This is a genomic window from Psychroflexus curvus (assembly GCF_020164585.1).
Classification (GTDB): domain Bacteria; phylum Bacteroidota; class Bacteroidia; order Flavobacteriales; family Flavobacteriaceae; genus Psychroflexus; species Psychroflexus curvus.
Genome location: NZ_JAIQZF010000002.1, coordinates 205,863 through 220,978 on the forward strand (window position 1 = coordinate 205,863; position 15,116 = coordinate 220,978).

Consider the following 15,116-nt stretch of genomic DNA (forward strand, 5'->3'; position numbering starts at 1 on the left):
GGGGACTGTGAGGTCTGGACGAAAGTTTTGAAATCAATAAGAAAAATAAATTATGAGTTTAGATGTGAATATGTCTGTCACAGGAAATAGCCCGGAAGCCCTGTCTGTACAGCAAAAATTATCTGCAGCCCTGGGACTTGTAGGACTCTTTATAATGACCTTGTCGGTATTCAATATCGGTTTTCAACCTAAAGTCTTGTGGTTAAGCTTATCCCTGGCGATGGTGGCTGCTGGTATTGTCTGGTACACCAAAGCCAGTTATGCCGGCAAAACAGCAGGCATCAAAAATGACGGGGTTTACTTTAAATCTTTAACCAACCGAGGGTTCTGGGCTTATATTCTAGGTCTTGTTTTTACTGGATTTTACATCATTCTATATTTTTATCCCAGCCTGCTTGGATTGAACAGTGACGGAGCAAATACAGGTGTCGTTTCTTTATTTGATCCTTTAAGCCAGGCTTTGAGTGGTAATCCGGCCAGCCAGTGGTTTGTTTATGGAACCTTGTACACACTGGCCATTCTTGGATTTGGTTTTAAATTCCTTTGGAAGTATCGACATAACAGTTATCAGCGTTTAAGGACATTTTCGGTGATGTTTTTCCAGTTGGGGTTTGCCTTTATCATCCCTGAAGTGATGGCAAGACTCAATGGAGATGATTTTTCTTTGCCATATTATAATCTGGTCAACATCTGGCCACTGAATTACTACAACTTTGAACAGTATAGGGTAGATGACATGCTTAGTGCAGGGACTATTGGTATTGCCTTATTAATTTTTGGAGTTGCATCCATTTTAGTGATTACTCCCATTCTTACCTATAAATATGGTAAGCGCTGGTACTGCTCCTGGGTGTGTGGTTGCGGAGGTCTGGCAGAAACTGCCGGGGATCCGTTTCGCCACTTGAGTGATAAATCACAAAATGCCTGGAAACTGGAACGTTGGTTGGTGCATTCTGTGGTTGTTTTTGTGGTGGTTATGACAACGGCTGTGGTGTATTCTTATCTTAATAATGGCGGCTACTGGCTTTCGGGAACCGCCTTTTTAATAAGTGTGGCCAGCCTGTTATCCATTGTATTTGCCTGGGTAATGGTTTATAAAAGAGAGCAACTTCAAAACGATGCTAAGTATGCAGCTATCGGGTTTTTTATTCTGATTTTATCTTTAATTGCTTTGCACTTCTCAGGAATGACTTCTAAAATCTTCCTTTTTGAATCTGAAACCTTACGTTCTACTTATGGCTTTGTGATTGGTGCGATATTCTCCGGAGTAGTTGGGGTAGGCTTTTATCCCATTTTTGGAAACCGGGTTTGGTGTAGATTTGGTTGCCCTATGGCAGCGATTTTAGGATTTCAACAGCGGTTGTTTTCAAAATTTAGAATTACAACCAACGGAGGACAATGTATTTCCTGCGGGAACTGCTCCACCTATTGCGAAATGGGCATCGATGTAAGAGCTTACGCCCAAAAAGGGGAAAACATCGTTAGATCTTCCTGTGTGGGTTGTGGCATTTGTGCTTCGGTTTGTCCGCGAGGCGTTTTAAAATTAGAAAATGACGATCCTAAGGGAAGAATCAATTCTAAAGATGTGCTGCTAGGTAACGATGTGGATTTGATGGATCTGGTGAATCAGAAATAAAAGTATTTACTAGTTTGGCAAATCGCCTTCTCAGCCTGAGAAGGCGATTTGTATTTATAAAGAAAGCATAAATCTTTTTTGAAATGTTTAATAATTACTTAGCTTTATTGAGGAGGAATTTAAAATCAGGTTTTCTTATAACAGGATTGATTTAATAGATTAATCTTATATATAACTTAGGATTAAATACGTTTTCTTTATACTAAATTAAAATTTGCTCATTATGAAAGACATGAAAGATTCTAACAATGAAAAAAAAGCACAGGTTTGGGATGTGAATTCCTCTTCTGCCAGTTGTCCATTTCTTAATGGAGATATGAAAGGAGCCGCAGGTAGTGGGTACAGTGCTAAAGAATGGTGGCCTAATTCTTTAAATATAAATATACTGAGACAAAATTCATCTATGGCCAATCCTATGGATGAGGACTTCAACTATGCCGAAGAGTTTAAATCTTTAGACCTCAAAGCCGTCAAAAAAGACATTGAAGAATTGATGACGACTAGTCAGGACTGGTGGCCGGCAGATTATGGACATTACGGACCATTTTTTATTCGTATGGCATGGCATGCCGCGGGTACCTATAGAATTCAAGACGGAAGAGGTGGAGCAGGATCGGGTTCACAACGTTTTGCTCCACTCAATTCCTGGCCAGACAATGCCAATCTAGATAAAGCAAGATTACTGCTTTGGCCCATTAAGAAAAAATACGGCAGAAAATTATCCTGGGCAGATTTGATTGTTCTTACAGGAAATGTAGCTCATGAATCTATGGGTCTGGAAATGCAGGGATTTGGCGGAGGTCGTGAAGACATCTGGCAGCCAGAAGAAGATGTGTACTGGGGGTCCGAAAAAGAGTGGTTAGACAATCAGGAACGTTATTCTGAAGGTGAATTGGAAAATCCATTAGCAGCTTCGCACATGGGATTGATTTACGTTAACCCGGAAGGACCTAACGGAAAGCCAGACCCAATGGGTGCAGCTCACGATATTCGTGTGACTTTTGGACGTATGGCGATGAATGATTATGAAACCGTTGCTCTTATTGCCGGCGGACATACGTTTGGTAAAACTCACGGTGCTGCTAGCGATTTAGAATATGTAGAAGCAGAACCGGAAGGTGCCCCTATGGAAATGCAAAGCTTAGGCTGGAAAAACAATTATAAAACAGGTAAAGGCGAAGACACCATAACAAGTGGGCTAGAAGGTGCTTGGACCGATTCGCCTACGCAATGGACTTACAAATATTTTGAGAACCTATTTAAATACGAATGGGAATTGACCAAAAGTCCGGCTGGAGCTCACCAGTGGAAGCCCAAAGACAATGCAGGAGCAGGAACGATTCCGGATGCGCATAATCCCGATAAAAAGCATGCTCCTTTTATGCTGACAACAGATATTGCCTTAAAAGAAGATCCTGCTTACGAAAAGATATCAAGACATTTTCATGAGAACCCGGAGGAATTTGCAGAAGCTTATTCCAAAGCATGGTATAAATTGATGCACCGTGATATGGGGCCTATTGAACGTTATTTAGGTCCGGATGTTCCTAAAGAGCAGTTCAACTGGCAGGATCCGGTACCTAAAGTAGACCATGAACTCATCAATGATTCAGACATTGAAAAATTGAAAGATAAAATCCTGGATTCAAAATTATCCATATCAGAATTGGTGTCCACAGCGTGGGCATCGGCATCAACCTTTAGAAATTCAGATAAGCGTGGTGGTGCCAACGGAGCTCACATTCGACTTGAGCCACAGAGAAACTGGGAAGTGAATAACCCAGACCAGTTACTCAAAGTGCTTGGGGTTTTAGAACGTATCCAGACTGATTTTAATAAGACTCAGGATGGAAATAAAAAAGTTTCCTTGGCAGATCTTATTGTTCTTGGTGGTAATGCTGCTGTTGAAAAAGCAGCCGAAAAAGCCGGTCACGACATCCACATCCCGTTCTATCCTGGAAGAACCGACGCCAAAGCAGAGCAAACTGAAATCGACTCTTTTGAGGCCTTAGAACCTAGAGCCGATGGATTTAGAAACTATACCAAAGGCTATCCTAAAGTCACGGAAGAAGAATTATTGATAGACAGAGCAAACTTATTGTCACTTACAGCACCCGAAATGACCGTGCTGATAGGAGGTATGAGAGCTTTAAATACCAATTATGACCATTCCAAACACGGTATTTTCACAGATCGACCAGAGGTGCTGTCCAACGACTTCTTTACCAATTTATTGGATATGGGAACCACCTGGAAAGCCTTGAACGAAGAAGAGTCTTTATTTGAGGGAACCAATCGCAACAGCGGCGAAAGAAAATGGACCGGAACACGAGCAGACCTTATTTTTGGATCCAATTCAGAATTGAGAGCACTTGCCGAAGTTTATGCCTGTTCCGATGCTGATGAAAAATTCGTTAAGGATTTTGCGAAAGCATGGAATAAAGTCATGAATCTGGACCGATACGATTTGGATTAAGTTCTAAGAATAGATAAGTGAAAAGGTGATTTGGAAACAAGTCACCTTTTTTAAGTTTAATCTGCCTTCTAAAAAAACACTCATCTGCTTAGAGATTCTTAATATTTAGGGAGATTTTGCCTCCGTTGATTTGATGTTTTGCGATACATTTCTCAATCTGTAGAGCTAGCTTCAGACTCCATAGCGATAGAGATTTGTATGTAAAGGAAGCTTGAGGGTGAGATGAGCAGTTCGAAGATGTATTGTAAATTTAGGTTACATTCAAAACCTCACCCTCAAACCTACACCAGTAGCACTCCCAACCAGACTAACCTCAGGTTGAAATCCCCTGAGGAAGGAGGATTTAGTTCGGGCATTGTATTGAGATATTCCCTCTTCCAAATTTCTTTTGGATCTGGAAGATAAGGGAATAGCCACAGCTATCAAGGCTCCCCCAGCAATGGCCAGAACCCAGCTGGGTTCACCGTCTCCAATAGTTTGTCCAACGGGAATACCTACAAAGGCTCCTCCTGCAAACGCGAAAATAGTGGATAAGGTATTCTGAGATTGAGCCCTTTTGATGAGGTCATAACTCTCTAGGTCAGATTCAGTTTCTTTGAGGAGTTCCTTCCAGGTGAGTTCCTGGTCGCCTTGTTTGAATTCATAACCCCATGCATTCTGATTCACGGTAATGTCTTGTGATAAGGATAATGTGGAGGTGAGAAGCAGTAAGAAAAAAAAGATGTGTCCGATTGGTTTCATTTTTAAAGATTAATGGATGGTTTATCTAAAGTTACGCTTTTTCTTGAAAAGGTACTAAAGAGATTAGTATAAAACGAAAACCTGAGGGATGGATAGAATTGTTAAGCCCGGAGCTTTATCAACTTAACTTTCGGAGTTGAGAAGATGGTATTTTTTTTACTTAGCGTTGATTATAGAAAAGGAAAACCTGTCTTAACACGGTTTTCTACAATTAATCTTATCTTTAATAACAAGTTTTGTTTATTTTCGTTATTAAGTTATCACAAACTGTAATTTGAATACGACGTTTTGAACAGCATGAAATGCCTCATAATAACCTGTCTATTTTTCCTTAGTTGTACAGACGACAGGTCTTTCAATGATGAGGATTTTGAAGCTACCCCCACTTTTGAAGTCAATCTTTTTCAAACCCAATATTCAGCTGAACTGATCAATACTGGGAATGAGTCAACTCCCGTTCCTAACACTTTACATGATTTCATCGATGTAGATTTTTTGAATAAAGAGGTCAATGAGGATCTGGTGGGTTTAAAATTTGAGGTTTTGGCTGAAAACAGTATTGACAGAGTGCAAAATCTGAATTTTGTTTTTTATGATGTCAATGATCTAGAAACCTTTAGAGTTTCAGAACCTATTCCTGCTGGTGCTGAAGGAAGCCCTAGTATTAAAAACTTTACAGTAGTTTTGGGTCCAGCAGAAATTGAGAGGATCATCACAAGTGTAAGGGCAGAGTTTTTTGTAACCCAAGCTTCGGCGGCTACCAATACTGGAAGCATGCAATTAAAATGTATTGCGGAAGCAAGCTATTTATTCACAGGAGAATGAGGTTCACATTTTTTCTTCTTTTTTTGGTGGTTTGTAATTCTTTATGGAGTCAGAATAAGCATTTGCTTTATAACCAAACCCATAACCCTCAGTCTTTGATGTTGAATCCTGGTGCGGCTTATGAAAAAACAGATTTTCATATCGGGGTGCCTGTTCTTTCCAATATCTATGCTTCTGTAGGAAATACAGCATTGACCGTTGACGATATTTTCAATGCCAATAATTTGAACACTAACATAACGGAAGCCATCAATAGTATTTCGTCTAAAGATTTTGCAGCCTTTAATCAAAAACTGGATCTCATTAATATTGGTTTCAGACATAAAAAGAGGTATTATTCTGCTGGAGTTTATCAGGAAAGCAATGCTGTTGTGAACCTTCCAAAAGATTTGATTGACTTAGCATATTTTGGAAATGCTGGCCAAAACAGAAGTTATGACATTGGTCAAATCAATTTTGCAGCAAATTTGCAGACTGTTTTTCATTTTGGAGTGAATCAGCAGATGAATGAAAACCTGCATCTGGGTGCTCGAGTAAAACTTTACACATCAAGCGTAAATACAAGCTCGACAAAAAATAGTGGATTTTTTGTATCTGGAGCCAGTGGAACCGGAATTTTGCTCGATCAAAGCATTAGAAATTTGAACTTGCAATTTAATAGTACTGGAATAGATAATGCAGATGATTTGGCTCCGGGTGATTTATTAATCGGTTCTAATTTAGGCTTTGGATTAGACTTTGGGCTATCTTATAACTTCAGTGAACGACTTGAGTTTACTGCCAGTCTGTTGGATCTTGGATTTATACAATTTTCTGAAGATACTAGAAATAATATCACTCGGGGTTATTTCGACTATGAGGGTCTCAATATTCAGTTTCCTGATTTCGCAGCTGGCGAAGGCGTTATCCTTTATTATCAAAATCTAAAGGACGAAATCGTGGAAAGTCTTCCGACGGAAAACACTTCAGACCCTTATACTTATGTGCAGCCTGCTAAACTGAATTTGGGTTTAAGTTATAGATTTGGAAAGGAAACGAGTCGCTCTGACTGTGCCTACAATCCAATCCGAAGGAGCTCCGGAAACCAAGCCCTGAGCTTACATGGGTTTAGTATGTTAAGTGCTGGAAATTTATTTTATAGCCTTAATGCGATGTATCAGAGAAGACTTTGGGATGTGTTTTATGTCAAAGTGAGTTTAGGTACAGATCAATTTAACAGACTCAATTATGGAGGCGGACTTGCTTTGGATGTTTGGAAAGTCAATCTATTTATAAATGTGGACCGTCTCAATCACTTCAGTAATATTTATAATGCCAAAGCTCTGGCCTACCAATTTGGATTGAATTTAAAACTCTAATTGACTTTTTTTGAATTTGACAACGTAGCCCACATTTTCTAGGACTATCCAGCACTCTTTTGCATTTACATATTTTACAGTGCCCTGTATTTGTTCAAAACCCATGGCCGTCATATCCAGTTTTTCTCCTGGCTTTAGGCTTTGTAATTCCTGACTTTCAAACTGACTGTCTTCCGTTATGGATCTTAAACTCTCTACTTCTTCGGAAGTGACCGTGGCGGGTTTTCCTAACCAATACAGGTACCTTAAGGCGTGGGTTCTGTTGAAAACTTGATGTCTCTCCTGGTCTGGGATATTCACCAAAATCATTGAAGGCAATACTGGAGTTTCCACTTTTTTCTTGCGGTCGCTCCATTGTTTTATTTCCACCTGAGTAGGGCAATAGGCTTCTATTCCGTCTTGAATAAGTTGTTCAGTAAGTTTTTTTTCGGCTCTTGGTTTGGTATAAAGGACAAACCAATGAGAAGATGTATTAGATTGGGGATTCATATAAATTAGTTATGATTTCTGAACTCAATTTTAGTATTAGTCCATAATAATTTTAAACGGGTGTTTCAGACCTTTAAATTGATCTAGCTCCGCGGTAAGGGAGCCCACAGTCAAATCTGCTTTAATTTTTAAAGGGATTTTATTTTTATCTGCAGAGACCCAAAAGGTAAGGCTCTCGCTTTCTTCAAATACACGGTCAGCCTTGACATAAGGTCTGAATTTTAAAGCAGCTATGTTGCCAAATTTTGTTTTTATGGTATCAGGCCCCAGAAATTTGGTCTTGAAATCATAATTTTCATTATCAAAAAACATATTCAAATTAAATTCCTGCCCCGCTTCTATTTCATTAACGTTTATTGTATTTCTAAGCTTATAAAAGGCAGAAAGCATATCCTGAGTGTTGGTCTTAAAGTCGAAAGATTCTGTAGTACTGTGTTTATGGTCGACCACCTTTACCCGATTGGTAGAGTGATCGAAAAACAATTCCTTATTTTTCTCATAACCTCCTTCATTGATGTCTCTTATAAACTTTAAGGGTAAACCTTCGTCTTCAGTAATATAAGTTTCATACCGGTCTCTTACCTTAAAAAAAAGATCCAGTAGTCCTACGCTTTTTCCAGTTCCTACAACATGGAAAACCTCTTCCCCATCTAAGTTGGCTTTCTCTACCTTCAGGCTGGCGGTGCTGGTATTGAACCAGCCATATTTAATTTTAAAACTAAGCCATTCGCCCTCTTCGTAAGCAGATTGGCTAAATCCGAAAAGAGTCCAAAAGATAAAAAAAGTGCTTAAAATTAATTTCATAGATTTATAGGCTTTGTTCAAATTTCTATAATATCAATTAACATGCCTTTATTTTATGACGACTTTAATAACCAATCTAAAAGCCTACTTATCTGTGAGAGGCTTTTAGATTGTTGAGTATAAAAATGGTTATAAAGTTCCTCTTAAATTCTGTTCCCGCTCTATAGCTTCAAACAAAGCTTTGAAGTTGCCTTTTCCAAAAGACTGTGCTCCTTTACGTTGTATAATTTCAAAAAACATGGTTGGTCTGTCCAAAACTGGCTTAGTAAATATTTGTAACAGATAACCTTCATCATCGCTATCTATCAAAATGCCTAGCTCTTTGAGCGGGGCTAAGTCTTCGTCAATCTCACCTACTCGTTCTAAGACAGTGTCGTAGTAGGTTTCAGGAATGTTCAAGAACTCTACACCCCGGCGCTGCAATTCACTTACGGTTTCAATGATATTATCTGTAGCCACCGCTATGTGTTGTACGCCAGCACCATTGTAAAAATCGATATATTCTTCAATTTGAGATTTCTTTTTGCCTTCAGCAGGCTCATTGATCGGGAATTTTATTCGTCCGTTTCCGTTGCTCATCACTTTACTCATCAGTGCGGTATATTCCGTAGAAATATCCTTGTCATCGAAGGACAGCAACTGAGCAAATCCCATCACATCGGCATAAAAGTTCACCCATTTGTTCATCTCATTCCAGCCCACATTTCCTACCATATGGTCGATGTATTTAAGGCCTACACCTTCGGTTTTATAGTCCTTGGTCCAGGCTTTATAACCTGGCAAAAACGGTCCGGCATAGTCTTTTCGTTCTACAAACAGGTGAATGGTTTCACCGTAGGTATGTATTCCAGAAATAACAGCCTTCCCGTGATCATCTTCAATCGTGTAAGGCTCGGCATAAGGTTTGGCTCCGCGTTTCACCGTTTCTTCAAAACTTTTGGTGGCATCATCCACCCAAAGAGAAACGAATTTTACGCCGTCTCCATGCTCGCTGATATGCCGGTTGATATCGCCACCATCGCCCATAGGACTGGTGAGCACCAATCGTATCTTGCCTTGCTGTAAGACATAAGACGTCGTGTCTTTTTTGCCTGTTTCTAAACCAGCATAAGCCACTGGCTGGAAGCCCCAGGCGGTCTGATAATAATAGGCGGATTGTTTAGCGTTGCCGACATAAAGTTCAACAAAATCAGTTCCCAGAATGGGTAAAAAATCCTCTGCTTTAGCATTGACTTTTGGTAGTTTTTGGCTGGTGGTATCTGTACTCATTGGTGTATTTTTATTTTATTTTTTTATTCTGTTTTAGTCGCTTTTGAATTCATAACGCAGCAGGCTCACTTTCTAGTGATTATCTTCAAGCCATGATTTGTGATAGTTATCATCGGCAATGGCCATACCTTCTTCTGTAATTTTTAAAGGTTTGAATGTATCTACCATCACGGCAAGCTCTTCAGTTTTGGTTTGCCCTATGCTTCGCTCTACTGCACCAGGATGGGGTCCGTGTGGAATCCCTGCGGGATGTAGTGAAATGTGTCCAGCTTCTATGTCATTTCTACTCATGAAATCTCCATCTACGTAATATAAAACCTCATCGCTATCTATATTGCTGTGGTTGTAAGGCGCAGGAATACTTTCGGGATGATAATCAAACAATCTTGGGCAAAAGGAACAGACTACAAATGCATCCGTTTCAAAGGTTTGATGCACGGGGGGTGGTTGATGCACTCGCCCTGTAATGGGTTCAAAATCATGAATGGAAAAGGCATAAGGATAATTGTATCCGTCGTAACCAACCACATCAAATGGATGGGTAGCGTACACCATATCAAACAACTGATTCTCTTTTTTTACTTTAATCAGGAAATTTCCCTTTTCATCATTGGTTTCGAGCTCGTAGGGCTGTCTCAGGTCTCTCTCGCAAAATGGCGCATGTTCCAGCAATTGTCCGAAGTGATTTCTATAGCGTTTCGGTGTGTAAATAGGTCTTCTGGATTCTACAATGAAGAGGCGATTATCCTCAGTTTCAAAATCAATTTTATAAATGACTCCTCTTGGGATGAGGAGATAGTCCCCGTATTCAAAATCCAGGTTTCCCAGGTGAGTTCTTAGTTTCCCTTTGCCTTTGTGGACAAATAATAACTCGTCTGCATCCGCATTTTTATAGAAATACTCCTTGAGCGATTGTGTGGGTGCAGCAAGAATGATATTTACATCCGAATTGAGTAAAACAGTTGATCGGCTTTCCAAATAATCAGGCTGAGGCACCGTTTTAAAACCATGAAATTTATAAGATTTCAAATTTGTGTTCACTGCGATTTTCGGTGCGACATTTTTGTGCCCGAGAATTTCCTTGACTTGTGTAGGATGATGTTCGTGGTAACTGTTGGTGGACATGCCGTCAAATCCAATAGTTCCAAAAAGCTGCTCGCGATACAAAGACCCGTCGGGTTTCTTAAAGATGGTATGTCTTTTATGTGGTATTTTACCAAGTTTATGATAGAAAGGCATGTTTTTTACGATTTTATCAAATATCGTGAAAATAGATGTAATCCTAAAGTTTGATATATATTTTAAACCGGAAAGTTTATCTCTAAGTTTTCATCCTTAATTAAGACAGGTGTTATAATGGCTAACGAATTTAGAATCTTTGTTTACACCAAGTTCACGAAGATAAAACACAAAGAAAGTAAAGAAACTATTTGATTAAAAAACAGTTGATTAAAACCAGTAGCCCAGACTCACAAACCAGATGCTTTCATTGGTTTCTGGGGAGTAAGAATACTTTAGATCTATAGGACCTATTATGGTTTGGGAGCCTAAGCCAACCCCATAACCCGAAAAATTCGGGGTGGTAAGCCAGTTGCCGTTAGAAAATAAATCGTCTTCTACATTAGCGTAGTTTGCGGTTAAAAGAAGATGATTTTTTTTGTAAAAATTGAAGTCTAGTTGAACAATTCCTTTGATGTAGGAATTGGCAGAAAGTGTAAAAAAGTCATAACCCAGGAAGTGTCTGAAGTTATTGATGGTATGGTTCCCAAACCCACCCAGAAAAAAATTGAGCGCTGCCAGATCTTCATTCCCAGTTCTAAAGCCAAGTTCTGAACCAATGTAGCCAGAAACTTTATTGAATAAAGGCTGAGCGTAGCCAATTTCACCTTTTGCTATAGCAAATTCAGAGTAATCATCAAATAGGGGAAAATAAACATTCAGCTGACCAGAAAACAAATAGCCAGAACTCGGGTAAAATTTATCATCGAGCGTATCGATTCTAAGATATCCAAATGTGCTAAATAGATTGTCCTTCTCAATAATCGTTTCAGCTTCGTTTACTTCCGGGTCTTCGATAAAAGTTTCGGTTTTGGCTTCTAAAAATTTATATTCTGCTCCTAGTCCAAACTTGAAGTCTTTGGTGAGAAAAGTTTCAGCAAAAATCTGATTGGAAAAGTCATTGTTCTCTAACCTCACTTGATTTAAATTCAGCGCATTTTGAGAACCTATATTTTGTTGTATAAATTCAAAATTCACATCATCTTCAAATTGATTAAACCTTGACGAGAAACCAATACTCCAAAACCGGCCTTTGTCGATATAGTAATTCAAATTATATCTTAAGTTATCCCCGATGATCAAATCTAAAGAAGCCACATCATTTATAAAAAACAAACTTTTTTGGGTAAGGTTGGCAAGGAAACTGGTTTTGTACAATTCGTCATAATGTACCCCAAGTTTCAACTGAGTATTTTGCTCACTTTCATACACTCTTAAAGTTAGATCCTGGTAGTTGCCGTTTTCAGAAAGTGTATAATTGATTTTTTCGAAACTGCCTGTTGCCGATAAATTATTAAGCCCGGCATTCAAGGCCTTAAAACTGGTTTTTTCAAAAGACTTGACTTTCAGTTTTCCTGTGATATAATTTCTAGGAAAATTTTCATTACCAACTATCTTTATATCTCCAATAGTCATACTGTTTGGAACCGAAATAGGGTGACGTGTGAGTGTTCCGTTTTGAACTTCAGCAATTTTTTGAAGGGATTCTATTTTATCTTTTGCAGCAATCTTTCCGTTATAGATGATTTCTCCGCCCTGGTCAAAAGACAACACCGAAAATTCTTTGATGTCGGGTTTGATGTACACATCTGTTTTCTTGCTTTTTTGTTCCGCAGTTCTAATAGTTCTGAAGTTATTGACCTGGGTAAGGATTTCCAAACCACTTTTTAAATTTTTCTTTTCTCTCAGGTCATCCTGAACATCTACTGCGATAATGATGTCCATTCCTTTGGCTCTAACCTCTTCTACGGGGAAATTGTTGAGAATTCCACCATCTATCAGCATCATCCCGTCGATATAAACCGGGCTAAAAAGGGTTGGAATAGCTCCGCTTGCAGAAAGTGCAGTAGCCATATTCCCCTGCTCTATAATCACTTCCTCTCCTGTTTCTACATTGGTGGCTACACATAAGAAGGGAATAGGAAGCTGGGAAAAATCTTTACTTTTTACATGGGATAAAAGTTGAGCGTAGAGGTTATAAATATTTTGTCCTTTGGACACTCCAGATGGAAATTTGATTTGAAAATCATCAAAGGGAAGTTTTAAAGCATAACGCTCAGAATCTTTTCGTACATTAAAACTTTTGGAGCCTCTAGGCAGGTCATCTTGAATTAAAGTCCCAAAATTTGTAGTCTTGAAAATAGAGTCGAGTTGATGAGGTGTATACCCAGACGCGTAAAGTCCACCCACAATTGCTCCCATACTGGTTCCTCCTATGTAATCTATTCTTATTCCTGCTTCTTCTATAATTTTTAAAACTCCAACGTGAGCCAATCCTTTAGCTCCTCCACCGCTTAAGACTAAACCAACTTTAATGTCTTTTCCAGATTTTTGTAAACTATCGAGTTGGTTCAGGTCCAAATTTTGGGTCCAAACTAACACAGGAAAAAGCAGTAGTAAAAAATTAAGTTTCATCTTGATTGTTGTGGTAATGTGTAAAAATAAGATTGGCTTTGGAAGTTCCTATAACCTCTTCAAGCTCTTTCAAATTAGCCTTTTTAACTTTAGTGATGGATCTAAAATGTTGTAGCAGTTCTACCGATGTTTTTTCTCCTATTCCTGAAATCTCTTCCAGTTCTGTACCAATGGCATTTTTGCTTCGCTTATTTCTGTGAAAAGTTATTCCAAATCTGTGAGCTTCGTTTCTTAACTGCTGGATAATCTTTAATGTTTCTGTTTTTTTATCAAGGTACAAAGGATATTTATCACCAGGATAAAACAATTCTTCAAGGCGTTTGGCAATACCAATAATTGGAACTTTACCTCTTAAGCCCAGTCGTTCCAAAGCTGTAACTCCAGAAGATAACTGCCCTTTACCTCCGTCGACGATGACAAGTTGTGGCAAAGGCTCATCTTCCTCAAGCAATCGTCTGTAGCGTCTATAAACGACTTCTTCCATGGAAGCAAAATCATCTGGACCTTCTACGGTTTTGATATTGAATTTTCTGTAATCTTTTTTGCTTGGTTTTCCGTTTTTGAAAACAACGCAAGCGGCTACAGGGTTCGAACCTTGTATGTTGGAATTGTCAAAACATTCGATATGTCGGGGTTCTTCACTAAGTCTCAGATCCTCTTTCATCTGAGCCATCAATCGGTTGGTGTGACGATCGGGATCTACAATTTTCATTTGCTTGAAACGCTCCATGCGGAAGTACTTTGCATTTCGTGTAGATAGATCCACAATGGCTTTTTTATCGCCCAGTTTTGGAACACTCACTTTTACATATTCACCAGCCTCCACTTCAAAAGGCACATAAATTTCTGGAGATTTAGAGTCAAAACGTTGTCTTATTTCGGTGATGCCCAATTCCAAAAGTTCATGATCGGTTTCATCCAGCTTTTTCTTCATTTCAATGGTATGCGAACGTATGATAGCTCCATGAGATAACTGCATAAAATTGACATAACCATACCCCTCATCACTTACCACAGAAAAGACATCTACGTTGTTGATTTTTGGATTGACAACCGTAGATTTGGACTGATATTTCTCCAGTGTATTGATTTTCCGTTTGACTTTTTCGGCTTCTTCAAACCTCATTTCATCTGCCAGAGTCTGCATTTGATCTCTGAAGTCTTTTAGAGAATCCTTCAAATTGCCTTTGACGATATTCCGAATCGCCTCAATTTGTTTCAGATATTCCTCTTCATCCTGATAGTCTTCACAAGGTCCTTTGCAATTACCCAAATGATATTCTAAACAGACTTTATATTTACCCTGGTCAATTTTTGCCTGAGATAAATCGTAGTTACAGGTTCTAAGCTGGTAAAGCCCCTTAATCAATCCCATAAGTGTTCTTACGGTACGCACGCTCGGATAGGGGCCGTAATATTCACTGCCGTCTTTAACGACTTGCCTCGTCAGAAACACTCTGGGAAAACGTTCTTTTTTGATACACAACCAGGGATAAGTTTTGTCATCCCTCAACATGATATTGAAACGCGGCTGAAGTTTTTTAATAAGATTATTTTCAAGCAACAGCGCATCCATTTCAGAATCGACGACGATGTGCTTTATATTTTTAATCTTTTTCACCATCACGCCAATGCGATGACTGTCGTGTTGCTTGTTGAAATAGGATGAAACCCTTTTTTTCAGGTTTTTGGCCTTACCTACATACAAAATCCTGTCGTCCTTATCATAATATTGATAAACACCAGCACTTTCTGGAAGGGTCTTTACTTGAATGTCTAGGTCTGTGGTTTCCATAAATAGCAATCACAACAAAGTTAAGTCTTA

11 protein-coding genes are annotated in these 15,116 nt (G+C 39.0%); 4 read left to right on the top strand and 7 right to left on the bottom strand.

Features of this window, described 5'->3' with window-relative positions; translation table 11 throughout:
• Positions 1-52 precede the first annotated feature (52 nt).
• Complete coding sequence (locus LB450_RS03160) at positions 53-1,636, top strand: 4Fe-4S binding protein (protein ID WP_224486406.1); 1,584 nt, start codon at positions 53-55, stop codon at positions 1,634-1,636.
• 223 nt (positions 1,637-1,859) lie between these two features.
• Positions 1,860-4,112 (top strand): catalase/peroxidase HPI, encoded by a 2,253-nt coding sequence (gene katG / locus LB450_RS03165; RefSeq protein WP_224486407.1) that lies wholly within the window; start codon positions 1,860-1,862, stop codon positions 4,110-4,112.
• Between the two features lie 261 nt (positions 4,113-4,373).
• On the opposite strand, the gene LB450_RS03170 is transcribed toward katG, so the two are convergent.
• Positions 4,374-4,853, bottom strand: a complete 480-nt coding sequence (locus tag LB450_RS03170; RefSeq protein WP_224486408.1) for a hypothetical protein — start codon at positions 4,851-4,853, stop codon at positions 4,374-4,376.
• 297 nt (positions 4,854-5,150) lie between these two features.
• On the opposite strand from LB450_RS03170, the gene LB450_RS03175 reads away from it, so the two are divergent.
• Both LB450_RS03175 and LB450_RS03180 read left to right on the top strand, forming a co-directional pair.
• Positions 5,151-5,678 carry a hypothetical protein gene (locus LB450_RS03175; RefSeq protein ID WP_224486409.1) on the top strand — a complete coding sequence of 176 codons (528 nt, stop codon included), beginning with the start codon at positions 5,151-5,153 and terminating at the stop codon, positions 5,676-5,678.
• Entirely contained in the window at positions 5,675-7,036 is a 1,362-nt protein-coding gene (locus tag LB450_RS03180; RefSeq protein WP_224486410.1) for a DUF5723 family protein, read from the top strand. The genes LB450_RS03175 and LB450_RS03180 overlap by 4 nt, the downstream gene beginning before the upstream one ends.
• Here LB450_RS03180 and LB450_RS03185 read toward each other — a convergent pair.
• From LB450_RS03185 to uvrC, 6 genes are all read right to left on the bottom strand, one after another.
• Positions 7,025-7,525 (bottom strand): UpxY family transcription antiterminator, encoded by a 501-nt coding sequence (locus LB450_RS03185; RefSeq protein ID WP_224486411.1) that lies wholly within the window; start codon positions 7,523-7,525, stop codon positions 7,025-7,027. The two genes, LB450_RS03180 and LB450_RS03185, sit on opposite strands and share 12 nt — an antisense overlap.
• Before the next feature lie 36 nt (positions 7,526-7,561).
• Entirely contained in the window at positions 7,562-8,329 is a 768-nt protein-coding gene (locus LB450_RS03190) for a DUF3108 domain-containing protein (RefSeq protein ID WP_224486412.1), read from the bottom strand.
• A gap of 129 nt (positions 8,330-8,458) precedes the next feature.
• Complete coding sequence (gene hppD / locus LB450_RS03195; RefSeq protein ID WP_224486413.1) at positions 8,459-9,598, bottom strand: 4-hydroxyphenylpyruvate dioxygenase; 1,140 nt, start codon at positions 9,596-9,598, stop codon at positions 8,459-8,461.
• A 72-nt stretch (positions 9,599-9,670) separates the two neighbouring features.
• The gene (locus tag LB450_RS03200; RefSeq protein WP_224486414.1) at positions 9,671-10,837 is read right to left on the bottom strand and encodes a homogentisate 1,2-dioxygenase; all 1,167 of its coding nucleotides are present in this window, start codon (positions 10,835-10,837) and stop codon (positions 9,671-9,673) included.
• A 210-nt stretch (positions 10,838-11,047) separates the two neighbouring features.
• Positions 11,048-13,291 carry a patatin-like phospholipase family protein gene (locus LB450_RS03205; RefSeq protein WP_224486415.1) on the bottom strand — a complete coding sequence of 748 codons (2,244 nt, stop codon included), beginning with the start codon at positions 13,289-13,291 and terminating at the stop codon, positions 11,048-11,050.
• Positions 13,281-15,086: an excinuclease ABC subunit UvrC gene (gene uvrC, locus LB450_RS03210; protein ID WP_224486416.1), complete on the bottom strand. Its 1,806-nt coding sequence runs from the start codon at positions 15,084-15,086 to the stop codon at positions 13,281-13,283. The genes LB450_RS03205 and uvrC overlap by 11 nt, the downstream gene beginning before the upstream one ends.
• Between the last annotated feature and the right edge of the window lie 30 nt (positions 15,087-15,116).